This window comes from Bacillus thuringiensis (genome assembly GCF_001595725.1).
GTDB lineage: Bacteria > Bacillota > Bacilli > Bacillales > Bacillaceae_G > Bacillus_A > Bacillus_A thuringiensis_K.
On sequence record NZ_CP014282.1, the window covers coordinates 1,429,080 to 1,450,287 of the forward strand.

Consider the following 21,208-nt stretch of genomic DNA (forward strand, 5'->3'; position numbering starts at 1 on the left):
AAACAAAGAGTTTGTAGATTGCATATGATAGCCATGAAAGAATGGGAATAGAGCTGTTTTTGGGCATATTTGGTCAACCGAAGCGAGAGATACAATCGCTTCGGCTTTATTTTTGCCTAGATTGGTGAGAAATGCTGAAAAAACCTATTGATTAAAGTTACATATTCGCAATTTGTAGTAAAATGTTCTTTTTGTATTTGTTTAAAGATTTTAATTTGTTAAAATAGTATAAAAATAGATTAATAAAAAGGGGTGTGTATATGTCAGAAGGGCTTATGAAAATGTGGTTGGCTTTAGGGGCAATTGGATTTATGTTTTTTGCAGTAAGTTTTATTTTATTAAGTAGACATAAAATAAAGAATAAATTTTTGAAAGGGATTACAGCGTTAGTAGCCTACACCCTTATGATTGTGTCAGGAATTGTTATTTTTCTTGTTGTATTTAGTGGACCTGTACAGCAGTAAATGGAATGGTCTCGAAAATACTATATACGGAGCAAGTTATATTAGTATGAAAAGGTGATGCTAGTGAAAAAAGTCTATATTATTTTAATATTTTGTTGTATGAGCCTTTTAACAGGGTGTCTGTATCCGAAAGAAAATATAAAGCAAAATGCGGTTCCTTATGAAGATCAACTACAGGTTGTTCAAAAAGCTGTTGTGACATTTAAGGAGCAAAATGATGGGATATTGCCAATTAAGACGAGGGATATGAGTACACCTATTTATCAAAAGTATCCAATCGATTTTCAACAGATTGCCCCGCGTTACATACAAGAAGCGCCAGGGAATGCGTATGAAAGTGGAGGAGTATATCAATACGTATTAATAGACGTTGAAACAAATCCAACAGTAAAGTTAATTGATGTTAGGATGGCTGAACAAATTCAGGAACTCTCTTTAAAGCTTAGGATGTATCGTGATGAACATCAATATCCACCTTTTAAAAAAGTAATTTCAGATGGTGTATATGAATTGGATTTCAAAAAACTAGGATATAAAGATGTACCACAAGTGACAAGTCCATATTCTGGTAAAGGACTTCCTTTTGTAATAAATGAAAAAGGAGAAGTTTTTGTTGATTATAGAATTGACTTATATGACGCTTTGAAAAAAAATGAAGGGCAGTTTACAGAGGGAGAAGATATTCGAAATATACTTTTGAAAGCTTCCCCGTTTGTACCAGCTTATTCTTTACCGTACACAGTAAAGGACGGAGAACCAATTTTTTTAAAATGATAAGTCATGAACCTTTCTTTTAGTGAATAAGTTCTAGAAGAAAGGTTTTTTATGTTATACAACTTACGATGCAAACAAAAGATATTTTTTAATAGTCATATGAAATTGGACAAAATTATATGATATATTGTCCGAACTTCTAGAATACCATTATATTATATCAGATATTATAGGCAACGTTAGAGAAGGTATTAGTTGACTATAAACGCGGAATTATTCCCAAAAATTTTGAGGGAGGGAATCACTTGGAAAAGGTAGATATTTTTAAAGATATTGCAGAACGAACAGGCGGTGATATTTATTTTGGAGTTGTAGGAGCTGTTCGAACAGGGAAATCAACATTCATTAAAAAATTTATGGAACTTGTAGTTATTCCAAATATTGAGAATGAGTCTGACCGTCAAAGAGCGCAGGATGAATTGCCTCAAAGTGCTGCTGGTCGTACAATTATGACGACGGAACCGAAGTTTGTTCCAAACCAAGCGGTTTCTATCGAAGTAGATGAAGGACTTGAAGTGAATATTCGATTAGTAGATTGTGTTGGATATACGGTTCCTGGAGCGAAGGGCTATGAAGATGAGAATGGCCCGCGCATGATTAATACCCCTTGGTATGAAGAACCTATTCCATTCCATGAAGCTGCAGAAATCGGCACGCGTAAAGTAATTCAAGAACATTCAACAATTGGTGTTGTAATTACAACAGATGGAACAATTGGTGAAATTCCAAGAAGAGATTATATAGAGGCAGAAGAACGCGTTGTAAATGAGTTGAAAGAAGTAGGAAAACCTTTCATTATGATAATTAATACGGTACAGCCGTATCATCCAGATACAGAGCAATTACGCCAAAGTTTATCAGAAGAATATGATATCCCGGTTATTGCAATGAGTGTGGAGAGTTTAAGAGAAACAGATGTATATAATGTACTTCGTGAAGCGTTATTTGAATTCCCTGTATTAGAAGTGAATGTGAACCTTCCAAGCTGGGTGATGGTGCTAAATGAAGGGCATTGGTTGCGTCAAAGTTATCAAGAAGCAGTTCAAGAAACTGTGAAGGATATAAAACGTCTTCGTGATGTGGATCGCGTTGTTTGGCAGTTTAGTCAATATGAATTTATTGATCGAGCGAGCCTAGCTGGCATTGATATGGGGCAAGGTGTGGCGGAGATTGATTTATATGCGCCAGATGAATTATATGATCAGATTTTAAAAGAAGTAGTAGGAGTAGAAATTCGAGGGAAAGATCATTTATTAAAGCTTATGCTCGATTTATCTCATGCGAAAATAGAGTACGATCAAGTGGCGGATGCACTGCGTATGGTTAAGCAAACAGGATATGGTGTAGCAGCGCCTGCATTAGCGGATATGAGCTTAGATGAGCCAGAAATTATTCGTCACGGTTCAAGGTTTGGTGTGAAGTTAAAAGCGGTAGCGCCATCTATTCATATGATTAAAGTAGATGTAGAGTCAACGTTTGAGCCGATTATAGGTACTGAAAAGCAAAGTGAAGAATTAGTTCGTTATTTAATGCAAGATTTTGAAGATGACCCGTTATCAATTTGGAATTCTGATATATTTGGACGTTCACTTAGCTCGATTGTTCGAGAAGGAATTCAGGCAAAATTATCTTTAATGCCAGAAAATGCTAGATATAAATTAAAAGAAACGCTAGAAAGAATTATTAATGAAGGATCTGGCGGATTAATTGCGATTATACTATAATAAAAAATCCCTCTCATTGTAGAGGGATTTTTTATTTTTTTGATTGTAAAATAGAAAAATAAACAGTCATTATCTAATACATTGTTGTAAATTGTCAAGTTTCATCAGATTTTCACATTTTCAGAGTAACAATTTCCTTAAAAATATTGAATTATAAAGGAGAATCGTATAATATAGGCGTTGATAATGATTTATCTACATCTTTGTAGTATAGAATTTGCAAAAATTGCCTACAAATGAAAGTAAGACTCATTTTATGATCATTATACAGTCTTATCTTTGGGAGGAGGTGAATGGCATGAACAAGACAGATTTAATCAATGCTGTTGCAGAAGCAAGTTCCCTTTCTAAAAAGGACGCAACAAAAGCAGTAGACGCTGTTTTTGATTCTATCTTAGAAGCTTTAAAACAAGGTGATAAAGTACAACTGATCGGATTCGGTAACTTCGAAGTTCGTGAGCGTGCGGCTCGTAAAGGTCGTAACCCACAAACAGGTGAGGAGATTGAAATCGCTGCAAGTAAAGTACCTGCATTCAAACCTGGTAAAGCGTTAAAAGATGCGGTTAAATAATCCTTACATATTAACAGGGAAGAAGAGTTTCCTTTTTGGGAACTCTTCTTTTTGCTTTTAAAAACATAAATATGCTAGAATGTGTTCGTATCACTTTTAGGTTTTCGGGAGGGCTAGCGGATGGCAAAAGTTAATTTAGAACAAATTGAACATGCAGTACGCCTTATTTTAGAGGCGATTGGGGATGACCCAAATCGTGAGGGAGTACTTGATACACCAAAGCGTGTTGCAAAAATGTACGCAGAAGTGTTCTCAGGTATGCATGAAGATCCGAAAGAGCATTTGCATAAAGTATTCGGAGAAGATCACGAAGAGCTTGTACTAGTAAAAGATATACCATTTTATTCGATGTGTGAGCATCATTTAGTTCCATTCTATGGAGTTGCTCACGTTGCATATATTCCGCAAGGTGGAAAGGTGACAGGGTTAAGTAAATTAGCTCGTACTGTAGATACAATTGCACGTCGTCCACAACTGCAAGAACGTATTACATCAACAGTAGCGAACTCTATTATGGAAGTACTAGAGCCTCATGGTGTAATGGTAGTAGTAGAAGCAGAACATATGTGTATGACGATGCGTGGTGTGAAAAAACCAGGTGCGAAAACAGTAACGACAGCAGTACGTGGTGTGCTTGAAAATGATGCTGCAGCACGCAGTGAAATTTTATCGTTTATTAAAACGAAGTAAAGAAAAGCGGGAAACTGCTTTTCTTTTTTTTTTTTTAGTAAATAAATGATATAGTTTTAACTAGACAGAGTGAGATTAGAAAGATTGCTTACATGAATGGTAGGTGTAGCCAAGTTTTGGTTATAGAAAATAGAGTGTATGTGTTATAATAAGTTTTATGAATTAGAAAACAAGGGTGATTTTTTGTGTGTGACATCTACGGAGGGTATGCGGGTATAAAAGAAAAATTGATGGAGAAATTACGCCATCCTTATTTTATAAACTATATTGAAGAACCATTTATTGATGAAGAAAAGATAGCATTGTTATATGGTGCTTTAAAGAGTGCAAACTTACATATAGAACAAATTGAGCATTACGTAGTAACAATTATGCTTGTACAAATTGCGCTTGATACACATGAAAGGGTATCAAATAAAGTAGGCGAGGAAGAAATTGAATCGCATAAATGTCGTCAATTAACAGTACTTGCAGGCGATTACTATAGTGGACTATATTATTATTTATTGTCTATGAACCGTGATATTGTTTTAATTCGTGCACTTGCTGAAGGAATTAAAGAGATAAATGAACACAAAATTATGTTATACCAAAAAGCGCATGAAACGATGAATGACATAATGAAAAGCATAGTAACGATTGAGTCTGCACTCCTTCAAAAAACATGTGATCATTTTCATTTATCACATTGGAAGCCATTTATCACATACGTATTAGGTGGAAATCGCCTTCAAAAAGAAATTCAATTGTATGCTGATAAACAACATTCACCTGTTTTTCAAGCTATGCAAGATGCTTTAGGGGATAAAGCAGAAGTAGTGATTAATGGTTGGCTGAAGGACTTGAGAAAGAAAGAAAAACAATTTTTAGAAAATCACACAGATATAAATAAAATAAATTCTGTGTTAAGGAATAAATAGAAGACATAAGCAATTTTACATTGGAAGAAGGTACGAGCATGCAACAATCAAAAGAAGAAAGAGTACATGACGTATTTGAAAAGATTTCTGATAAATACGATGTGATGAATTCTGTAATTAGTTTTCAAAGACATAAAGCGTGGCGTAAAGAAACGATGCGAATTATGGATGTACAACCAGGCAGTCAAGCGCTTGATGTATGCTGTGGAACCGCGGATTGGACAATTGCGCTAGCTGGAGCCGTAGGTGAACAAGGAAAGGTTGTTGGCTTAGACTTCAGTGAAAATATGTTATCTGTCGGTAAGCAAAAGGTAGAGGCGTTACAATTAAAACAAGTAGAACTTCTACATGGGAATGCAATGGAACTTCCGTTTGAAGATAATACGTTTGATTATGTGACGATTGGGTTTGGTTTACGTAACGTGCCGGATTATATGCACGTATTAAAAGAAATGACGCGTGTAGTAAAACCAGGTGGAAAAGTAATCTGTTTAGAAACATCTCAACCAACAATGATTGGTTTTCGACAAGGGTATATTTTATACTTTAAATATATCATGCCGTTATTTGGAAAGATGTTTGCGAAAAGTTATAAAGAATATTCATGGCTTCAAGAATCTGCTAGTACGTTCCCAGGAATGAAAGAATTGGCTCAAATGTTTGAGCAAGCTGGACTTGAACGTGTGCAAGTGAAACCATTTACTTTTGGGGTAGCAGCGATGCATTTAGGTATTAAACCAGAATCAAAATAGAAAAAAGAAGTTTTAGGTTAAGGTGAACAATATGAAGTTACAACTTATGTACTCTTTTTTACGATCGGATATTAATGTGATAGAAAAAGAATTAAAAAAGACAGTCGCTTCTGAACAGCCATTAGTAGAAGAGGCAGCATTACAGCTTATTGAAGCTGGTGGGAAACGAATTCGTCCTGTATTTGTGTTGCTTGCAGGGAAATTTGGAGATTATAAGTTAGATGCGATTAAGCATGTTGCTGTTGCGTTAGAACTTATTCATATGGCTTCTCTTGTTCACGATGATGTTATTGATGCTGCATTTTTACGACGCGGCAGTGCGACTGTGAATGCGAAATGGGGAGATCGTATTGCGATGTATACAGGGGACTATCTGTTCGCTAAGTCTCTTGAATGTATAACAAATATCGAAATTCCAGAGGCGCATCAAGCGTTATCACATACTATTTTAGAAGTCTGTAAAGGTGAAATTGAACAAATTAAAGATAAATACAATTATGACCAAAATTTAAGAACGTATTTAAGAAGAATAAAGCGAAAAACAGCATTATTAATTGCCGCGAGTTGTCAATTGGGAGCGATTGCTGCTGGTGCTAATCGTGATACGGTAAATCGTCTATTTTGGTATGGGTATTTTGTAGGGATGTCTTATCAAATTATTGATGACATTTTAGACTTCGTTTCCACAGAAGAGAAACTTGGAAAACCTGCTGGCGGAGATTTACTACAAGGGAATATTACACTTCCTGCTTTATATGCGATGGAAGATCCAGTACTTCGTCAGAAAATCACATCTGTACATGAAAATTCAACAGCAAGTGAAATGCAAGAAATTATTGATGCTGTAAAAAATAGTACAGCAATTGATCAAGCATTTGCGTTTAGTGAACGTTATTTACATAAAGCTTTAGAAATAATAAAACCACTTCCACGTGGAAAAGCAAAGTACGCATTACAAAATGTTGCAAAGTATATTGGAAAACGAAAATTTTAATGTTTATTCTAAAAAATAAAATAATCTCTCTATTTCAAAACTATTGCACAATTGTGATAAGGGTGATAATATGTGTGTGGGGATATACAATTACATACATAATTCAGAAGTGGAGAGATTTTTTATGGAAAAAACATTTCTAATGGTAAAACCAGACGGTGTACAACGTGCCTTCATTGGGGAAATTGTAGCTCGTTTTGAGAAAAAAGGCTTTCAATTAGTTGGTGCAAAATTAATGCAAGTCACTCCGGAAATTGCTGGACAACACTACGCTGAGCATAAGGAAAAACCTTTCTTTGGTGAGTTAGTAGAGTTTATTACATCTGGACCTGTATTCGCAATGGTATGGCAAGGTGAAGGTGTAGTAGATACAGCGCGTAACATGATGGGGAAAACAAGACCACATGAAGCAGCTCCTGGAACAATTCGTGGAGATTTCGGTGTAACTGTTGCGAAAAACATTATCCATGGTTCTGATTCTTTAGAAAGCGCAGAGCGCGAGATTGCTATTTTCTTTAAAGAAGAAGAATTAGTTGACTACTCAAAATTAATGAATGAATGGATTTACTAATTATTTTGAAATAATTTGTAAACGCTTTAATCACTGTGATAATAGTAAAAAGTGCAAGGAGAATAGGGGTATTCTTCTTGCACTTTTTTTATTTTCAGTTAGTTACGAAGTTTGAGCTGTTATGATATGTTGATATTTAAATTAGGCCTATCGGAAATATAGAATAAGAAAATGGTCGATTTATGATATAATTTCTTTAATATTTTTAGAATGATAAAAGTTAATATAGTGAGATAAATACATATACGAAAAGAGGAATAACGTATGCGATATATTACAGCTGGTGAATCTCATGGTCCACAACTTACAACGATTATAGAAGGTGTTCCGGCAGGATTGTCTTTAGTAGCAGATGATATAAACGAAGAGTTAGCTAGAAGGCAAAAGGGATATGGGCGCGGTAGACGCATGCAAATTGAAACGGATCAAGTGCAAATTTTAAGTGGTGTTAGACATGGAGAAACATTAGGTTCCCCTATTGCACTTGTTGTTGAAAATCGTGATTTTGCACACTGGACAAAAATTATGGGGGCGGAGCCTTTAACTGAGCAAGAAGAAAAAGAGATGAAAAGGAAAGTGACAAAACCAAGGCCTGGGCATGCTGATTTAAATGGTGCGATTAAATATGGTCATAGAGATATGAGGAATGTACTGGAACGCTCGTCAGCGCGCGAAACGACGGTACGTGTTGCTGCTGGTGCGGTTGCTAAAAAGGTGTTAGCAGAACTTGGTATTAAAGTGGCGGGCCATGTAATTGAAATTGGCGGTGTACAAGCTAAGGAGATTACGTATAGTTCAATTGAAGAATTAAAGAGTATTACAGAAGCATCTTCTGTACGTTGCTTAGATGAAGAAGCTGGTAACCAAATGATGAAAGCGATTGATGATGCGAAAGCAAATGGTGATTCAATTGGTGGAATCGTTGAAGTAATTGTGGAAGGGATGCCAATTGGAGTAGGTAGCTACGTGCATTATGATCGAAAACTGGATGCGAAATTAGCAGCTGCAATTATGAGTATTAATGCTTTTAAAGGTGTCGAGATTGGAATTGGTTTTGAAGCAGCGCATAGACCAGGAAGTGAAGTTCATGATGAAATTCTGTGGGATGAGGAGCATGGATATACACGAAGAACAAATAATGCAGGTGGACTAGAAGGCGGTATGACGACTGGAATGCCAATTGTTGTGCGCGGTGTGATGAAACCGATACCTACACTTTATAAACCTCTTCAAAGTGTAGATATTGATACGAAAGAGCCTTTTACAGCGAGTATTGAACGTTCAGATAGTTGTGCAGTGCCAGCAGCTAGTGTCGTTGCAGAAGCGGTTGTGGCTTGGGAATTAGCGACAGCTTTAATAGAACAATTCGGATTAGATCGTATGGAACTAATTCGTGAAAATATTGAGAAACATAATGAATATGCGAGGGGATTTTAATGGGAAACATACATATTCAAACGAAATCAAAAGAATATGATGTACATGTTGGTAAAGAAGCGTTGTCAAACTTAACAATGATCGTTCAAAATATGCAGCCAGCGGTATCTAACGTAATGATCATTTCAGATGAAGCTGTTGCATCACTACATTTACAGACAGTTATCGATGCATTACAAGTAGAGCAGCACGTGTTTTCGTTTGTTGTACCAAGTGGCGAAAAAGAGAAGTCTTTCGAAAATTTCTATGCGGCTCATACGTCAGCTCTTGAAAATAAATTAGATAGAAATTCATTAATTCTTGCACTTGGAGGCGGAATGATTGGAGATTTAGCTGGTTTTGTTGCTGCATCGTTTATGCGTGGTATTCGCTTTGTGCAGGTTCCGACAACTTTATTAGCGCACGATAGCGCAGTGGGTGGGAAAGTAGCGATTAACCATCCATTAGGTAAAAATATGATTGGTGCATTCCATCAGCCAGAAGCAGTTGTATATCATACACCGTTTTTACAGTCTCTTCCTGAAAAAGAGTGGCGTTCAGGTTATGCAGAGGTGATAAAGCATGCTCTTATCGGTGATGTGGAGCTATACCATTGGTTAAAAGAAGAAGTGCAAACATTAGCGGATCTTCATGATGAGAAGTTAATCCATATATTAACGAAGGCGATTCCTGTAAAGGCAAATGTTGTGTCACAAGATGAAACAGAGAAGGGTATACGTGCTCATTTGAACTTTGGACATACGTTAGGACATGCTCTTGAAAAAGAGCTAGGGTATGGAAATATTACTCACGGTGACGGTGTAGCGGTTGGAATGTTATTCGCCATATTTTTAAGTGAGCAAGTGTACAAGGTTGATCTTGCTTATGAAGATATGAAGCAGTGGTTCTTGAAATACGGCTATCCAAAAATGCCAAGAGATTTGAATGTAGAGCGCCTCGTTCAATTGATGAAACAAGATAAGAAAGCAAATGCAGGAGCAATTCATATGGTGCTTATGCAGGAATATGGGGTAGTGAATGTCGTATCTATTTCAGATGAGACTGTTCATATTGCGTTAGAGGCATTTCAAAAAGATATGGTTTAAAATGATAGCGAAGTGCTGTGAAGTGCTCATTTAGAGGTATTCTCGTAATAGTGACGGTTATGACAAAAGATTACAGTAAGGGGCTATAACCGTATTGTAATCAAATTGAATGAAATGACTGGGGGAAGAAAAATGAGAGTGAAAGAGCAATTGTTAACTTTGAGAGCGTATGTGCCTGGGAAAAACATTGAAGAAGTAAAAAGGGAATATGGTTTATCAAAAATTGTGAAATTAGCATCCAACGAAAATCCATTCGGTTGTTCAGCACGTGTGACAGAAGCATTAACTTCTTTAGCGAGCCAATATGCCCTTTATCCAGATGGATATGCCTTTAAACTTCGGACAAAAGTAGCGGAACATTTAGGTGTAAAAGCAGAACAACTACTATTTGGTAGTGGATTAGATGAAGTCATTCAAATGATTAGCCGAGCGTTACTACATGAAGGAACAAACGTTGTAATGGCGAATCCTACGTTTTCACAATATCATCACCATGCTGTTATTGAAGGAGCAGAAGTTCGTGAAGTATCACTTAAAGATGGTATTCACGATTTAGATGCAATGCTAGAGCAAGTAGATGAGAAAACGAAAATTGTATGGATTTGTAATCCGAATAATCCAACAGGTACATATGTTGAGAAACAAAAATTACTTTCACTTTTAGAATCAGTTCCTAAGTCGGCTCTCGTTATTATGGACGAAGCATATTATGAATACGCGGAAGCAGAAGATTATCCGCAAACATTACCACTTCTTGAAAAGTATGAAAATCTTATGGTTTTACGCACGTTTTCAAAAGCATATGGTTTAGCTGCTTTTCGTATCGGATATGCGATTGGGGATGCGAAGTTAATCGGACAGCTAGAAGTAGCTAGGTTACCATTCAATACATCAACTGTAGCCCAATCTGTAGCACTCGCTGCATTAGAAGATCAAGCATTTTTACAAGATTGTGTGCAAAAGAATGCTGAAGGTTTAAATCAGTATTATGCATTTTGTAAAGAATATAACGTATTCTATTATCCATCTCAAACAAATTTCATTTTCTTAAAACTTGGTATACCGGGTAATGAAGCTTTCGAACGATTAATGAAAAAAGGATATATCGTTCGTTCTGGTGCTGCATTTGGTATCGATGATGGTATTCGTATTACTGTCGGTTTGAAGGAAGAAAATGATGAAATTATAGAGTTGCTGAAAGAGCTTGTAAATGAGCAAGTACAGAAAGAAGAAACATATTCTTAAGAGATTGTGAAGGCTCCTAGTATAGGAGCCTTTTTTATCGCATTAAAAATAAAGGTTGAAGACTGCTAATTAAGTTGTTCTGTAAACCATAGTTTGTATGGCTCGATAATTAGTGAGAGAAGTTATTTGCACGGTCATAAAAGAAAGCGGTACAATAGAAGATGAGGATAAGGTATCGGTGTCATATTCGAACCGTTTGAACAATTACCTACTCTGTAAGAAGAAGTATAAGAAGATGCATGCTCATTCTAAAGGTTGCGTTCTAACAGTGAGTTGCTTATGATAAAGTGAAACTTTAATCAGTGGGGGGATGTTTATCCCCCGCTGATTATTAGTTGAACCAATCGGGCTTTTACGGGCAGTTGATCCCAAAACTAACTTCTTTGCCTTAGCTGAATTTTGAGGTGGGGGTCTTACTGCCCGTTAATAGCGGGGTAAATGAACAGAAGAGAATATTTTTTAGAATTAAAGGAGACGTTTATGCAAAAGTTTGAACAAGCTGTTTCATATATTGAAAATGGTGAAGCGGAAAAAGGATTACAATTATTAAAAGAACAATTAAAAATTGCGAATGATGAAGAGAAGTATGATATCGCTCGTTACTATCATACGCTTGGATTTACAGATGAGGCATTAGCAATTACTGAAGACTTACGTTTACTGTATCCAGAAGAAAGTGAATTCACTGTATTTTTAGCAGAATTATATATTGATCTAGATAAAGAAGATGAAGCGATTGAAGTGCTTCATGATATTCCAGAAAATGACGATTTATATGTTCAATCGTTATTACTTGTTGCAGATTTATTCCAAATGCAAGGTTTTGATGATGTAGCAGAGCAAAAACTATTAAAGGCGAAAGAAATGATGCCTGATGAACCTGTTATTACGTTTGGGTTAGCAGAATTATATAGTAGTAAAGGTGAAGAACAAAAGGCAATTACTTATTATGAATCGCTATTAGCGGAACATAAAGTAATGGGTGGTGTTGTGATTGCACTTCGCCTCGCAGAAACGTTAAGCGCGATCGGAAACTGGGAAGAAGCGATTTCTTATTATGAAGCAGGCCTAGAGGAACAAAAAGATATTCACTCATTATTTGGATATGCCTTTACATTATACCAAGGTGAAGAATATCAGAGAGCAATTGGTGCTTGGCAAGAACTAAAAGAATTAGACCCTGAGTACGCATCACTGTACATGTATTTAGCGAAAAGCTATGAAAAAGAAGGAATGCTTCAAGAAAGCTATGAAACGCTTCATGAAGGAATTAAAGTAGATGAGCTTTCAGTTCCATTTTATGTAGAGTTAGCGAACATTGCGGCGAAATTAGGAAAAATAGTAGAAGCAGAGGAAGTTCTTCAAAAAGCGCTTGAGTTAGATCCAGGGCATTTAGGTGCAACATTAAAATATGCATATATCTTAAAAGAACAAGAAAAGTACGAAGAGTTAATTGCAATTGTAGAGCGTGCTATTGATAGTGGAGAACCAGATACACAACTACTTTGGGATCTTGCGTATGCAAAAAAACAATTAGAAATGTATTCGGATGCATTAAAACACTATGAAAGTGCATATACTTCTTTTAAGAATCATCCAGACTTCTTAGAAGAGTACGGTTATTTCTTATTGGAAGAAGGAAAACGAAAAGAGGCGAAAGAAGTATTTACCCAGTTATTACAACTAGACCCGACACAAATTCATATTGAAGAGTTGTTATATAATTTAGAGGATTTTTCATAAGTTGGAAGGAAACTGAATGCCGCTTCTTGAATCTAAAAAGAAAAGAGAAAGACAGAGGAGGGACTTAATTGCTATGAATACCCCTGTTTCTGTAAACGAGAAGAAGGATTTTGTAAAATGGTTTTTGAATAATTACCAACTGAAACAGCGTGAATGTGTATGGATTCTGAATTATTTAATGAGTCACGACCAATTGATGCATAAAGTCCACTTCGTAGAGCATGCAAAATATTGTCCGCGTGGCTTAGTAATGTCAGCGAATTGTGTGAAAGACACACCGTTTCACTTTTTTAAACAAAATGTTATGACAACAGATGCTGAAAAATCGTTTCATGATATTCGTTTAAATCGAGATGAGGATATTTATATTCAACTCAACTTTAAATCATCGTTTCAAAATGCGAATTATGTAGCTGTATTAGAAGAAAATCCATATCTACCAAAGCATATTGAAGTAAATGAAAAAGATCGTTTACTTGCAGAAAGGTTTTTGGAAGAAAGTGTATTTTTGTTTAGGAGAGAACGCCTTTTGAAACAAATTGATGAAGCGTTAGATAAGCAAGATAAGGAAGCGTTTCATAGATTAACGGCAGAGTTAAAGACTTTATAGAATTTATTTGGATTAATTAATTTTTACAAATTTCAGACTTTTATTAAGAAAAACTACCTATATTAGGTAGTTTTTCTTTTTTTACCTCTTTTAGTGTGGTTTAATATATATAAAGTGAAAGTTCTGTCATTTGTAAGTGAAGGAGGGAAGGGATTTGAAGTGGATTGTAAAAGATGTAGAACAGTTTGAGCAAGCAAGAGAGTATGTTGATACAGGAGTAATACCGCTGTTATCAATTTCAGCAGCAAAAGAAATGAAAATGATTGTAGAACAAGGTGAATTTATCGAATTATTGAGCACGGAATTGGAAAGAGAGTATAAAGGAAGAGTGCTTTTACTGCCTGCGTTTACGTATTTGGTAGAAAGTCAAAAGAATGAAAAAGGTCGTTTGCAAGAATGGACAAATCATTTACGAAGTGAAGGTTTTAAGCATATTGCTTATGTTACAAGTGATTTTTCATGGAAAGAGGATATGCAAGAGTTACAGGGAGATTTATTTTGGTTTCCTTCATTAGCGTTAGAACAATTTAGTGATCAAGCAAAAAGAGAAGTTATTCATGCGCATATAAAAAATATAATGGTGATGTTGGAAGAGAAATGGGGAAACTTGCAATAAACAGAAAGTTCTTATTATTATGAGTAGTATGATATTGACCTGTGCATGAGCGTATTATATCATGATAGTGTCCTAGTTTTTATTTTTTATATAATTTATCACGAGGGGACAATTTCTGATAGAGGGGGGAAATTTTCGTGAGCGACAAAGAACATCGCGTGTCAAGAAGACAATTTTTAAATTACACACTCACAGGGGTAGGAGGCTTTATGGCTGCCGGTATTTTAATGCCGATGACGCGATTTGCGCTTGATCCGGTGTTAAGAAAAGAAGCGGGAACAGATATGGTTGCTGTTGCGCAAGTAAAGGATATTACAACAGAGCCGAAGCGTTTCGATTTTAAAGTGAAGCAGGTTGATGGTTGGTACAAGTCTGAAGAACCAAAATCGGCTTGGGTTCATAAAGATGAAAGCGGAGACATTGTTGCGTTCTCTCCAGTATGTAAACATTTAGGATGTACAGTTAACTGGAATTCGGACAAAGCACATCCGAATCAATTCTTTTGCCCATGTCACGGGGGGCGTTATACAAAAGATGGGATTAACATTAAAGGTACGCCACCCCTTGCTCCGCTTGATGTGTACGAGTCTAAAGTGAAAGATGGAACGCTGTATCTAGGAAAAGCGAAGCCAAGAGGGGGTGCAAAGTAGATGTTAAATAAAATTTATGATTGGGTGGATGAAAGATTGGATATTACACCAATATGGCGTGATATCGCTGATCATGAAGTACCTGAACATGTAAACCCGGCACATCACTTTTCTGCATTCGTCTATTGCTTTGGAGGACTTACCTTTTTCGTTACTGTAATTCAAATTTTATCTGGAATGTTTTTGACGATGTATTATGTGCCTGATATTAAAAATGCTTGGGAATCAGTTTACTATTTACAAAATGAAGTTGCTTATGGGCAAATTGTTCGTGGTATGCACCACTGGGGTGCTAGTCTCGTAATTGTAATGATGTTTTTACATACACTCAGAGTTTTCTTCCAAGGTGCGTATAAAAAGCCCCGTGAGTTAAACTGGATTGTTGGTGTTCTTATTTTCTTTGTTATGTTAGGTCTTGGTTTTACCGGATATTTATTGCCGTGGGATATGAAAGCTTTATTTGCTACAAAAGTAGGGATTCAAATTGCAGAGCAAACACCGCTCATTGGTCCTTATATTAAAACATTACTCGCTGGTCATTCCGAAATTGTTGGCGCTCAAACATTAACTCGCTTCTTTGCTATTCACGTCTTCTTCTTACCAGCAGCACTTCTAGGTTTAATGGCCTTCCACTTCATCATGATTCGCAAACAAGGTATTTCCGGTCCACTATAAGAGATTGCTAAATTAAAGGGGAAAGAACTAAAGGAGGGAGATTATGCATCGCGGCAAAGGGATGAAGTTTGTAGGAGATTCTCGGGTACCAGTAGCTCGGAAACCAAATATTCCAAAAGACTATTCTGAATACCCAGGGAAAACAGAAGCATTTTGGCCGAACTTCTTGTTAAAAGAATGGATGGTTGGTGCAGTTTTTTTAATCGGTTATTTATGTTTAACAGTGGCGCATCCGTCGCCGCTTGAGAGAATGGCGGACCCAACTGATGCTGGATATATACCACTTCCAGATTGGTATTTCTTATTCTTGTATCAGTTATTAAAGTATTCTTATGCTTCCGGTTCATTTACTGTAATTGGAGCATTTATTATGCCAGGGATTGCGTTTGGAGCATTACTGTTAGCTCCATTTCTTGATCGAGGTCCAGAAAGACGTCCATTGAAGCGTCCTGTGGCAACTGGATTTATGCTTTTAGCAATTGCATCGATTATTTTTTTAACTTGGGAATCTGTAGCACACCACGACTGGGAAGCTGCAAAAAAACAAGGAGCAATTGTAAAAACAGCGCCAGTTGATAAAAATGATGATGGCTATAAATTAATGCAAAAAAATACTTGTTTAACATGTCATGGTGACAATTTACAGGGCGGGGCAGCAGCACCGGCACTGCAAAACTTAACTTTAAAGCCAGAAGAAATTGCTAAAATTGCGAAAGAGGGAAAAGGTTCAATGCCTAAAGGTGTATTTAAAGGTACGGATGAGGAACTGAAGAAGCTTTCGGAATTCATTGCAAAGTATAATAAAAAATAATAAAAAGCTGACTACAAAATTTGTAGTCAGCTTTTCTATTTAGTTGGATGAAGTTTGTTATAATAGAGTAGGATTTAATGAATGAATTACTTTGCTTGAAAGGTGTTGGACATACGGATTGGTGTACTTGTATGCAATGTTAAGACAACGCTCGGTATTATTATTTTTATTAATTGTTAACATATTAGGTACAATTTACGGATTTATATGGTACGGAAATCAATTGAAAGAAACGTCACCTATATTTTGGCCGTTTGTACCAGATAGTCCTATGGCGAGTCTCTTTTTTGTCTTTGTTTTAATTGCTTTTTTGGCAAAGAGAAACTGGGGATTAATAGAAGCGTTAGCGATTGTAACTTTAATAAAATATGGTATTTGGGCTGTTGTTGTAAACGGGATTATGATTTACGTAAAAGGGCCTATTGGCCTTATGGGCTACATGTTAATGCTTTCGCACTTTGCGATGGCAGTACAAGGATTTTTATATGCCCCATTTTATCGTATAAAAAAATGGCATTTTATAGTAGCAGCTGTGTGGACGTTGCATAACGATGCAATTGATTATTTATTTTGGCAAATGCCGCGATATGGAATTATGCATTTGTTTGTAGAGGAAATTGGTTATTTTACGTTTTGGTTAAGCATTGCTGTATTATGTATTACATATTATTGTTGTTTAAGTGAGCAAAGGAAACAATTTTCTTTATGATGGTTAGAACATTTTAGGGGGGAGAACATGGAGAAAAATAAGAGTGGTACAAAAATATTGGATCGATTGATTACTTTAGTTGTTTCATATAGCATAGCATTTTCTATTTTTGCACTCTCAACAATGGCAGTTGTATATGGAAAATGGCTGTATTATTTTGAAATTGATTTTTTAAATATTCCTGATTTAGCGGATATGACGAAGGATGAAATTAAAAGAAATTACGATGTGCTTATTACATATTTATCCCCGTTTTATGACGGAGCATTACATTTGCCAACATTAGGTATGTCTACAAATGGCCGTATTCATTTTGTAGATGTTAAAAATATTTTAGTAAACATTCAATATGTGATGTATGCGACAATTATGATTGCAGTGATAGGCGGAATTTATTTATTAAAAAAGAAAAATGAAAAGTTTTTACTGCACGGATCGATTTTAACAATCATTTTTCCGATAGCGCTTATGTTACCAATTGCTATTAATTTTGAAAAGAGTTTTGTATTATTCCATAAGCTTTTATTTAGTAATGATTATTGGGTTTTTGATCCTGAAAAGGATCCAATTATATTAATGTTACCAGAAGAGTTCTTTATGCATGCTGCGTGTGCTATTTTATTATTCATTTTAGGTGGTAGTATACTTTGTTACAGTTTATATAGATATTTCGTAAAAAAGAAAAGGATGTCACAGAAAAAATTCTCTGCTTAAAGAGAATTTTTTTCTTTGTAAAATGATAATATATTTTTCGGTCTAGTTCTGTTCTATTCTTGTCCAAATTAACATATTTTGTACTAGTAGTTATAGGGGGGACCGGGATGAAGAGAACATTAATTGGATTGATAGCATTTCTAATTATAATGTTTCCGTTACGTATATATGCTGAAGAGTGGAATGAGCTAACAGGGTTGTTAGACGATTCGTTACAGTTAGTGAAGCGTAATGAAGATGAAAAAGCGGTACAAGTATTACAACATTTCTCGGAGCAGTTTTTAATAAAGGGGAATGAAAAGAAGCAGGAAGTAACACCAGATCAAGTTAGAGTTATTTCTTTAGCTTACGATAAGGCGCAACAATCGCTCTCTGAAGAAGGTTTAGGTAAGCAAGCTAAAATTGATAATGTGCTGGCATTACAACTTGCTGTTGATGCACAAGTATCGAAATATCAACCACTTTGGATGGAAAGAGAAAGGAAAGTAATGGATGCCTTTTCTCAAATGGAAAAAGCGATGGAAAAAGAAGATGCTGGGCAGTTTCAACAAACGTTAAATACGTTTTTAAATGAATTCAATATTATTTATCCAAGCTTAATGATTGCTTTGCCAGAAAACGAGGTTCAGCGTGTAAATGTTCATTTATCTTATTTAGATGAATTTCGTAACGTTATGTTAAAAACGAAAGGCGGCCAAATGCAATTAGGGATTATTAAAGGGGATTTGCAAAAGATATTTCACACAGTAAAAAAAGATGAAATTGCACCCTCTCTCATTTGGTTTATGACAATTACTGGGGGACTTATTTTATTCACATTAACTTATGTTGGATGGAGAAAGTATAAAGGAGAGAGAGAAAAAAGAAAAAGTAATGTACATTCTAAAAATAGATAATGCAATAAATAAAGATATGGATTGTAAGGTTTATTCATTGACAATAGTGGCAGAAGAAAATAGAATGAGAAGTACTATAATTAAAACTTCAATGGAGGTTCATGATGTTTTATTTAATTTACTTCGCGATCATAATGATCATACCGTTGTATGCACAGTCAAGAGTACGTAGTGCCTATAGCAAGTATTCACAAGTTTATTCAACATCAGGTATGACAGGAGCGGAAGTGGCTCGAAAAATTTTAGATGAAAATGGATTATACAACGTAGCTGTAGAAGAAACACCAGGTCATTTATCAGACCATTATGATCCAACCGCTAAGACGGTTCGATTATCAACAGATAACTATTATGGACATTCAGTTGCTGGTACAGCAGTTGCAGCACACGAAGTAGGACACGCAATTCAAGATGCAAAAGATTATAAATTTATGCGCGTTCGTCATTCGTTAGTGCCAGTTGCAAACTTTGGTTCGAATATGTCTTGGATTTTCGTCCTAATCGGTATATTTGCACAAATGTCTGGTTTGTTGTTATTAGGTATCATTTTAATGGCAGCAGGTGTTGTGTTCCAGCTCGTTACATTGCCAGTTGAGTTTGATGCGTCAAAGCGCGCAATGCAACAAATTGAAGCGCTAGGTATTGTATCAACAGATGAATATGGGCAAGCTCGTAAAGTATTAAATGCGGCAGCATTAACATATGTAGCAGCTGCAGCTGTAGCGGTATTTGAATTATTACGTCTCGTATTAATGTATACTGGTATGCAGCGTAGCGACGACTAAAGACTATCAATTTTGATAGTCTTTTTTTGTTGTATGGATTGAATTATATAATGTATTGCAAATAGAAATAATAGAAGTAATGCGGAAAGGCGGTGGGGGAAATGAAATATCCAGACCATTTAGTAAAACAAGTGCAAGAGCGCAGTGCTCCTTATCAACTAGAAGGTTTTTTAAGTGGACAAGGTCCTGAAAATCCCAAATTTATGTTATTAGGAGAAGCGCCTGGTGAAACAGAAATTCATAATGGGATTCCGTTTAGCGGGAGGGCGGGGAAACAATTAATGGATTTTTTAGAGCGTATTGATGTTACAAGGGAAGAAGTATATATTACGAGCGCTGTTCGGAGTAGACCTTATAAATGGCGAGAGAAAAAAGAACGAAATGGTGAAGTCATGCAAAAAAAATATAATAGAACGCCAAATCAGGGAGAAATAGTTGCCCATGCGCCTTTGTTAGATTATGAATTAGAGAAAATAAATCCGAAGCTTATCGTCACGCTTGGAAATATCGGTCTTCAACGTTTAACAGGAAAAAATAAAAAAATCACAGATGTACACGGGCAATTATTAAAACAGCCCATTCAAAAATTAAAGGATATGCAAAGTGCAGAGTTTACATGGTCAGAGAAAGAATACGAAGTTTTTCCGACTTTTCATCCAGCTTCCATTTTTTATAATCGGGGTTTATTGGAGCTTATTTATGAGGATTTAGAGAAGCTTAAAAGAATTGTAATAAAAAACTAGAAAAGCTAAGGCGCTTTTCTAGTTACATTTAATTATGTAAAGGGTTTTTATTTTCATCTAACGTAAATCCTTCACCAACTACATCATGTACATCACTTACAGCGACAAAAGCATGAGGATCTACAGAAGTAATGATATTTTTTAATTTCACGATTTCATTTTTAGCAACAACGCAATACAATACGTTACGTTCCACTTTTGTATACGATCCAACAGCTTTTAAAAAGGTTGCTCCGCGCTCCATTTCAGATAAAATTTTGGCAGCAATTTCATCGTTTTTCTCTGAGATAATAGTCGCTCCTTTGGCAGCATAAGCTCCTTCTTGCATAAAATCAATGACTTTAGCACCGATAAAAACAGCAACTAGCGTATACATGCCCTCGCGGTATGATAAATAGGTAAGAATAGAGACGACGATAACGACAGCATCAAACATAAACATTGTTTTCCCCATACTCCAGCCAACATATTTGTGAGCTAGTCGTGCGATAATATCTACACCGCCAGTAGTCCCGCCATATTTAAATATTATTCCAAGGCCGATACCGATAAATGCCCCGGCGAATAAAGCTGCGAGTGTCATATCATTTTGCAAGTTTAAATGTAAGTTGAGTACTTCGTAACGCTGGAAAATCCATAGAAATAAAGATACGCTAAAGGTGCCAATTAATGTATATAAAAATGTCGCTCTGCCAAGTAACTTCCAACCAATAAAAAATATAGGGATATTTAAAATTAAGTTTGAGTAGGAAGGATCAAACTTAAATAAAAAATACAATAATAGTGTAATACCAGTAAACCCACCCTCTGCAAGGTGGTTTTCAATATTAATATTGACAATACCGAAAGAAAATATAGCGGAACCAATTAAAATAAAAACAATATTTCGCATCTTCAATTTTGATGTCATATAGAGATCCCCCTAATTATGTAATGATTGCATTGCTCCGCTGAAACGGTAAAACATAATAATAAGTAATTTCTAGTTGCTAGTGAAAATAGTAAGAACCTGCACCAACGGCTGATAGG

At 35.8% G+C, this 21,208-nt stretch carries 24 protein-coding genes; 23 read left to right on the forward strand and 1 reads right to left on the reverse strand.

Annotation, left to right across the window (positions count from 1 at the left end; genetic code table 11):
- The first annotated feature begins 260 nt into the window (after positions 1 to 260).
- From AXW78_RS07295 to AXW78_RS07405, 23 genes are all read left to right on the forward strand, one after another.
- Positions 261 to 464 carry a DUF2768 domain-containing protein gene (locus tag AXW78_RS07295; RefSeq protein WP_001289004.1) on the forward strand — a complete coding sequence of 68 codons (204 nt, stop codon included), beginning with the start codon at positions 261 to 263 and terminating at the stop codon, positions 462 to 464.
- Between the two features lie 63 nt (positions 465 to 527).
- Complete coding sequence (locus AXW78_RS07300; protein ID WP_000758623.1) at positions 528 to 1,238, forward strand: hypothetical protein; 711 nt, start codon at positions 528 to 530, stop codon at positions 1,236 to 1,238.
- A gap of 245 nt (positions 1,239 to 1,483) precedes the next feature.
- Entirely contained in the window at positions 1,484 to 2,962 is a 1,479-nt protein-coding gene (gene spoIVA / locus AXW78_RS07305) for a stage IV sporulation protein A (RefSeq protein ID WP_000416519.1), read from the forward strand.
- Between the two features lie 298 nt (positions 2,963 to 3,260).
- Positions 3,261 to 3,533 (forward strand): HU family DNA-binding protein, encoded by a 273-nt coding sequence (locus AXW78_RS07310; RefSeq protein WP_001043860.1) that lies wholly within the window; start codon positions 3,261 to 3,263, stop codon positions 3,531 to 3,533.
- A gap of 120 nt (positions 3,534 to 3,653) precedes the next feature.
- Positions 3,654 to 4,223 (forward strand): GTP cyclohydrolase I FolE, encoded by a 570-nt coding sequence (folE, locus tag AXW78_RS07315; protein WP_001151482.1) that lies wholly within the window; start codon positions 3,654 to 3,656, stop codon positions 4,221 to 4,223.
- Positions 4,224 to 4,408: 185 nt separating this feature from the next.
- Positions 4,409 to 5,143, forward strand: a complete 735-nt coding sequence (locus AXW78_RS07320; protein ID WP_000332855.1) for a heptaprenyl diphosphate synthase component 1 — start codon at positions 4,409 to 4,411, stop codon at positions 5,141 to 5,143.
- A gap of 38 nt (positions 5,144 to 5,181) precedes the next feature.
- Positions 5,182 to 5,895 (forward strand): 2-heptaprenyl-1,4-naphthoquinone methyltransferase, encoded by a 714-nt coding sequence (gene menG / locus AXW78_RS07325; RefSeq protein WP_001187674.1) that lies wholly within the window; start codon positions 5,182 to 5,184, stop codon positions 5,893 to 5,895.
- A 31-nt stretch (positions 5,896 to 5,926) separates the two neighbouring features.
- The gene (gene hepT, locus AXW78_RS07330) at positions 5,927 to 6,889 is read left to right on the forward strand and encodes a heptaprenyl diphosphate synthase component II (protein WP_000776077.1); all 963 of its coding nucleotides are present in this window, start codon (positions 5,927 to 5,929) and stop codon (positions 6,887 to 6,889) included.
- A gap of 124 nt (positions 6,890 to 7,013) precedes the next feature.
- Positions 7,014 to 7,460, forward strand: coding sequence for a nucleoside-diphosphate kinase (gene ndk, locus AXW78_RS07335; protein ID WP_000415884.1), 447 nt, complete (start codon positions 7,014 to 7,016; stop codon positions 7,458 to 7,460).
- A gap of 264 nt (positions 7,461 to 7,724) precedes the next feature.
- A complete protein-coding gene (gene aroC, locus AXW78_RS07340; protein WP_001269388.1) occupies positions 7,725 to 8,897 on the forward strand; it encodes a chorismate synthase in 1,173 nt (390 codons plus the stop codon).
- Positions 8,897 to 9,982, forward strand: a complete 1,086-nt coding sequence (gene aroB, locus AXW78_RS07345; RefSeq protein WP_000526810.1) for a 3-dehydroquinate synthase — start codon at positions 8,897 to 8,899, stop codon at positions 9,980 to 9,982. Before aroC ends, aroB begins: the two co-directional genes overlap by 1 nt.
- 132 nt (positions 9,983 to 10,114) lie before the next feature.
- Positions 10,115 to 11,227: a histidinol-phosphate transaminase gene (gene hisC, locus AXW78_RS07350; RefSeq protein ID WP_061883934.1), complete on the forward strand. Its 1,113-nt coding sequence runs from the start codon at positions 10,115 to 10,117 to the stop codon at positions 11,225 to 11,227.
- Positions 11,228 to 11,707: 480 nt separating this feature from the next.
- The gene (locus tag AXW78_RS07355) at positions 11,708 to 12,970 is read left to right on the forward strand and encodes a tetratricopeptide repeat protein (RefSeq protein ID WP_001168671.1); all 1,263 of its coding nucleotides are present in this window, start codon (positions 11,708 to 11,710) and stop codon (positions 12,968 to 12,970) included.
- A gap of 73 nt (positions 12,971 to 13,043) precedes the next feature.
- Positions 13,044 to 13,580, forward strand: coding sequence for a ReoY family proteolytic degradation factor (locus AXW78_RS07360; protein ID WP_061883935.1), 537 nt, complete (start codon positions 13,044 to 13,046; stop codon positions 13,578 to 13,580).
- Between the two features lie 154 nt (positions 13,581 to 13,734).
- Positions 13,735 to 14,196 (forward strand): YpiF family protein, encoded by a 462-nt coding sequence (locus tag AXW78_RS07365; protein WP_046945518.1) that lies wholly within the window; start codon positions 13,735 to 13,737, stop codon positions 14,194 to 14,196.
- Positions 14,197 to 14,333: 137 nt separating this feature from the next.
- A complete protein-coding gene (gene qcrA, locus AXW78_RS07370) occupies positions 14,334 to 14,846 on the forward strand; it encodes a menaquinol-cytochrome c reductase iron-sulfur subunit (protein WP_001280593.1) in 513 nt (170 codons plus the stop codon).
- On the forward strand, positions 14,847 to 15,521 hold the full coding sequence (gene qcrB / locus AXW78_RS07375) for a menaquinol-cytochrome c reductase cytochrome b subunit (RefSeq protein ID WP_000932700.1): 675 nt from the start codon (positions 14,847 to 14,849) through the stop codon (positions 15,519 to 15,521).
- Between the two features lie 43 nt (positions 15,522 to 15,564).
- Complete coding sequence (gene qcrC, locus AXW78_RS07380) at positions 15,565 to 16,332, forward strand: menaquinol-cytochrome c reductase cytochrome b/c subunit (protein WP_000554602.1); 768 nt, start codon at positions 15,565 to 15,567, stop codon at positions 16,330 to 16,332.
- 118 nt (positions 16,333 to 16,450) lie between these two features.
- Positions 16,451 to 17,041, forward strand: a complete 591-nt coding sequence (locus AXW78_RS07385; RefSeq protein WP_116777454.1) for a lipoprotein heptaprenylglyceryl N-acetyltransferase LhaT — start codon at positions 16,451 to 16,453, stop codon at positions 17,039 to 17,041.
- A 27-nt stretch (positions 17,042 to 17,068) separates the two neighbouring features.
- Entirely contained in the window at positions 17,069 to 17,755 is a 687-nt protein-coding gene (locus tag AXW78_RS07390) for a lipoprotein intramolecular transacylase Lit (protein WP_000414380.1), read from the forward strand.
- Positions 17,756 to 17,862: 107 nt separating this feature from the next.
- Positions 17,863 to 18,651 (forward strand): sporulation protein YpjB, encoded by a 789-nt coding sequence (gene ypjB / locus AXW78_RS07395; RefSeq protein WP_000831584.1) that lies wholly within the window; start codon positions 17,863 to 17,865, stop codon positions 18,649 to 18,651.
- 101 nt (positions 18,652 to 18,752) lie between these two features.
- Positions 18,753 to 19,436 (forward strand): zinc metallopeptidase, encoded by a 684-nt coding sequence (locus AXW78_RS07400; protein WP_058839490.1) that lies wholly within the window; start codon positions 18,753 to 18,755, stop codon positions 19,434 to 19,436.
- Positions 19,437 to 19,537: 101 nt separating this feature from the next.
- Positions 19,538 to 20,179, forward strand: a complete 642-nt coding sequence (locus AXW78_RS07405; RefSeq protein ID WP_061883936.1) for a uracil-DNA glycosylase — start codon at positions 19,538 to 19,540, stop codon at positions 20,177 to 20,179.
- 28 nt (positions 20,180 to 20,207) lie between these two features.
- Here the strand turns inward: AXW78_RS07405 and AXW78_RS07410 are convergent, their stop codons facing one another.
- The gene (locus AXW78_RS07410; protein ID WP_000202124.1) at positions 20,208 to 21,089 is read right to left on the reverse strand and encodes a YitT family protein; all 882 of its coding nucleotides are present in this window, start codon (positions 21,087 to 21,089) and stop codon (positions 20,208 to 20,210) included.
- Positions 21,090 to 21,208: the final 119 nt, after the last annotated feature.

What these genes read in the sequence shown, in the direction of transcription:
- AXW78_RS07295 (WP_001289004.1), top strand. Translation starts at nt 261, where the DNA reads ATGTCAGAAGGGCTTATGAAAATGTGGTTGGCTTTAGGGGCAATTGGA.
- AXW78_RS07310 (WP_001043860.1), top strand. Translation starts at nt 3,261, where the DNA reads ATGAACAAGACAGATTTAATCAATGCTGTTGCAGAAGCAAGTTCCCTT.
- folE (WP_001151482.1), top strand. Translation starts at nt 3,654, where the DNA reads ATGGCAAAAGTTAATTTAGAACAAATTGAACATGCAGTACGCCTTATT.
- menG (WP_001187674.1), top strand. Translation starts at nt 5,182, where the DNA reads ATGCAACAATCAAAAGAAGAAAGAGTACATGACGTATTTGAAAAGATT.
- hepT (WP_000776077.1), top strand. Translation starts at nt 5,927, where the DNA reads ATGAAGTTACAACTTATGTACTCTTTTTTACGATCGGATATTAATGTG.
- ndk (WP_000415884.1), top strand. Translation starts at nt 7,014, where the DNA reads ATGGAAAAAACATTTCTAATGGTAAAACCAGACGGTGTACAACGTGCC.
- aroC (WP_001269388.1), top strand. Translation starts at nt 7,725, where the DNA reads ATGCGATATATTACAGCTGGTGAATCTCATGGTCCACAACTTACAACG.
- aroB (WP_000526810.1), top strand. Translation starts at nt 8,897, where the DNA reads ATGGGAAACATACATATTCAAACGAAATCAAAAGAATATGATGTACAT.
- hisC (WP_061883934.1), top strand. Translation starts at nt 10,115, where the DNA reads ATGAGAGTGAAAGAGCAATTGTTAACTTTGAGAGCGTATGTGCCTGGG.
- AXW78_RS07355 (WP_001168671.1), top strand. Translation starts at nt 11,708, where the DNA reads ATGCAAAAGTTTGAACAAGCTGTTTCATATATTGAAAATGGTGAAGCG.
- AXW78_RS07360 (WP_061883935.1), top strand. Translation starts at nt 13,044, where the DNA reads ATGAATACCCCTGTTTCTGTAAACGAGAAGAAGGATTTTGTAAAATGG.
- qcrB (WP_000932700.1), top strand. Translation starts at nt 14,847, where the DNA reads ATGTTAAATAAAATTTATGATTGGGTGGATGAAAGATTGGATATTACA.
- qcrC (WP_000554602.1), top strand. Translation starts at nt 15,565, where the DNA reads ATGCATCGCGGCAAAGGGATGAAGTTTGTAGGAGATTCTCGGGTACCA.
- AXW78_RS07390 (WP_000414380.1), top strand. Translation starts at nt 17,069, where the DNA reads ATGGAGAAAAATAAGAGTGGTACAAAAATATTGGATCGATTGATTACT.
- ypjB (WP_000831584.1), top strand. Translation starts at nt 17,863, where the DNA reads ATGAAGAGAACATTAATTGGATTGATAGCATTTCTAATTATAATGTTT.
- AXW78_RS07400 (WP_058839490.1), top strand. Translation starts at nt 18,753, where the DNA reads ATGATGTTTTATTTAATTTACTTCGCGATCATAATGATCATACCGTTG.
- AXW78_RS07405 (WP_061883936.1), top strand. Translation starts at nt 19,538, where the DNA reads ATGAAATATCCAGACCATTTAGTAAAACAAGTGCAAGAGCGCAGTGCT.
- AXW78_RS07410 (WP_000202124.1), bottom strand. Translation starts at nt 21,089, where the DNA reads ATGACATCAAAATTGAAGATGCGAAATATTGTTTTTATTTTAATTGGT.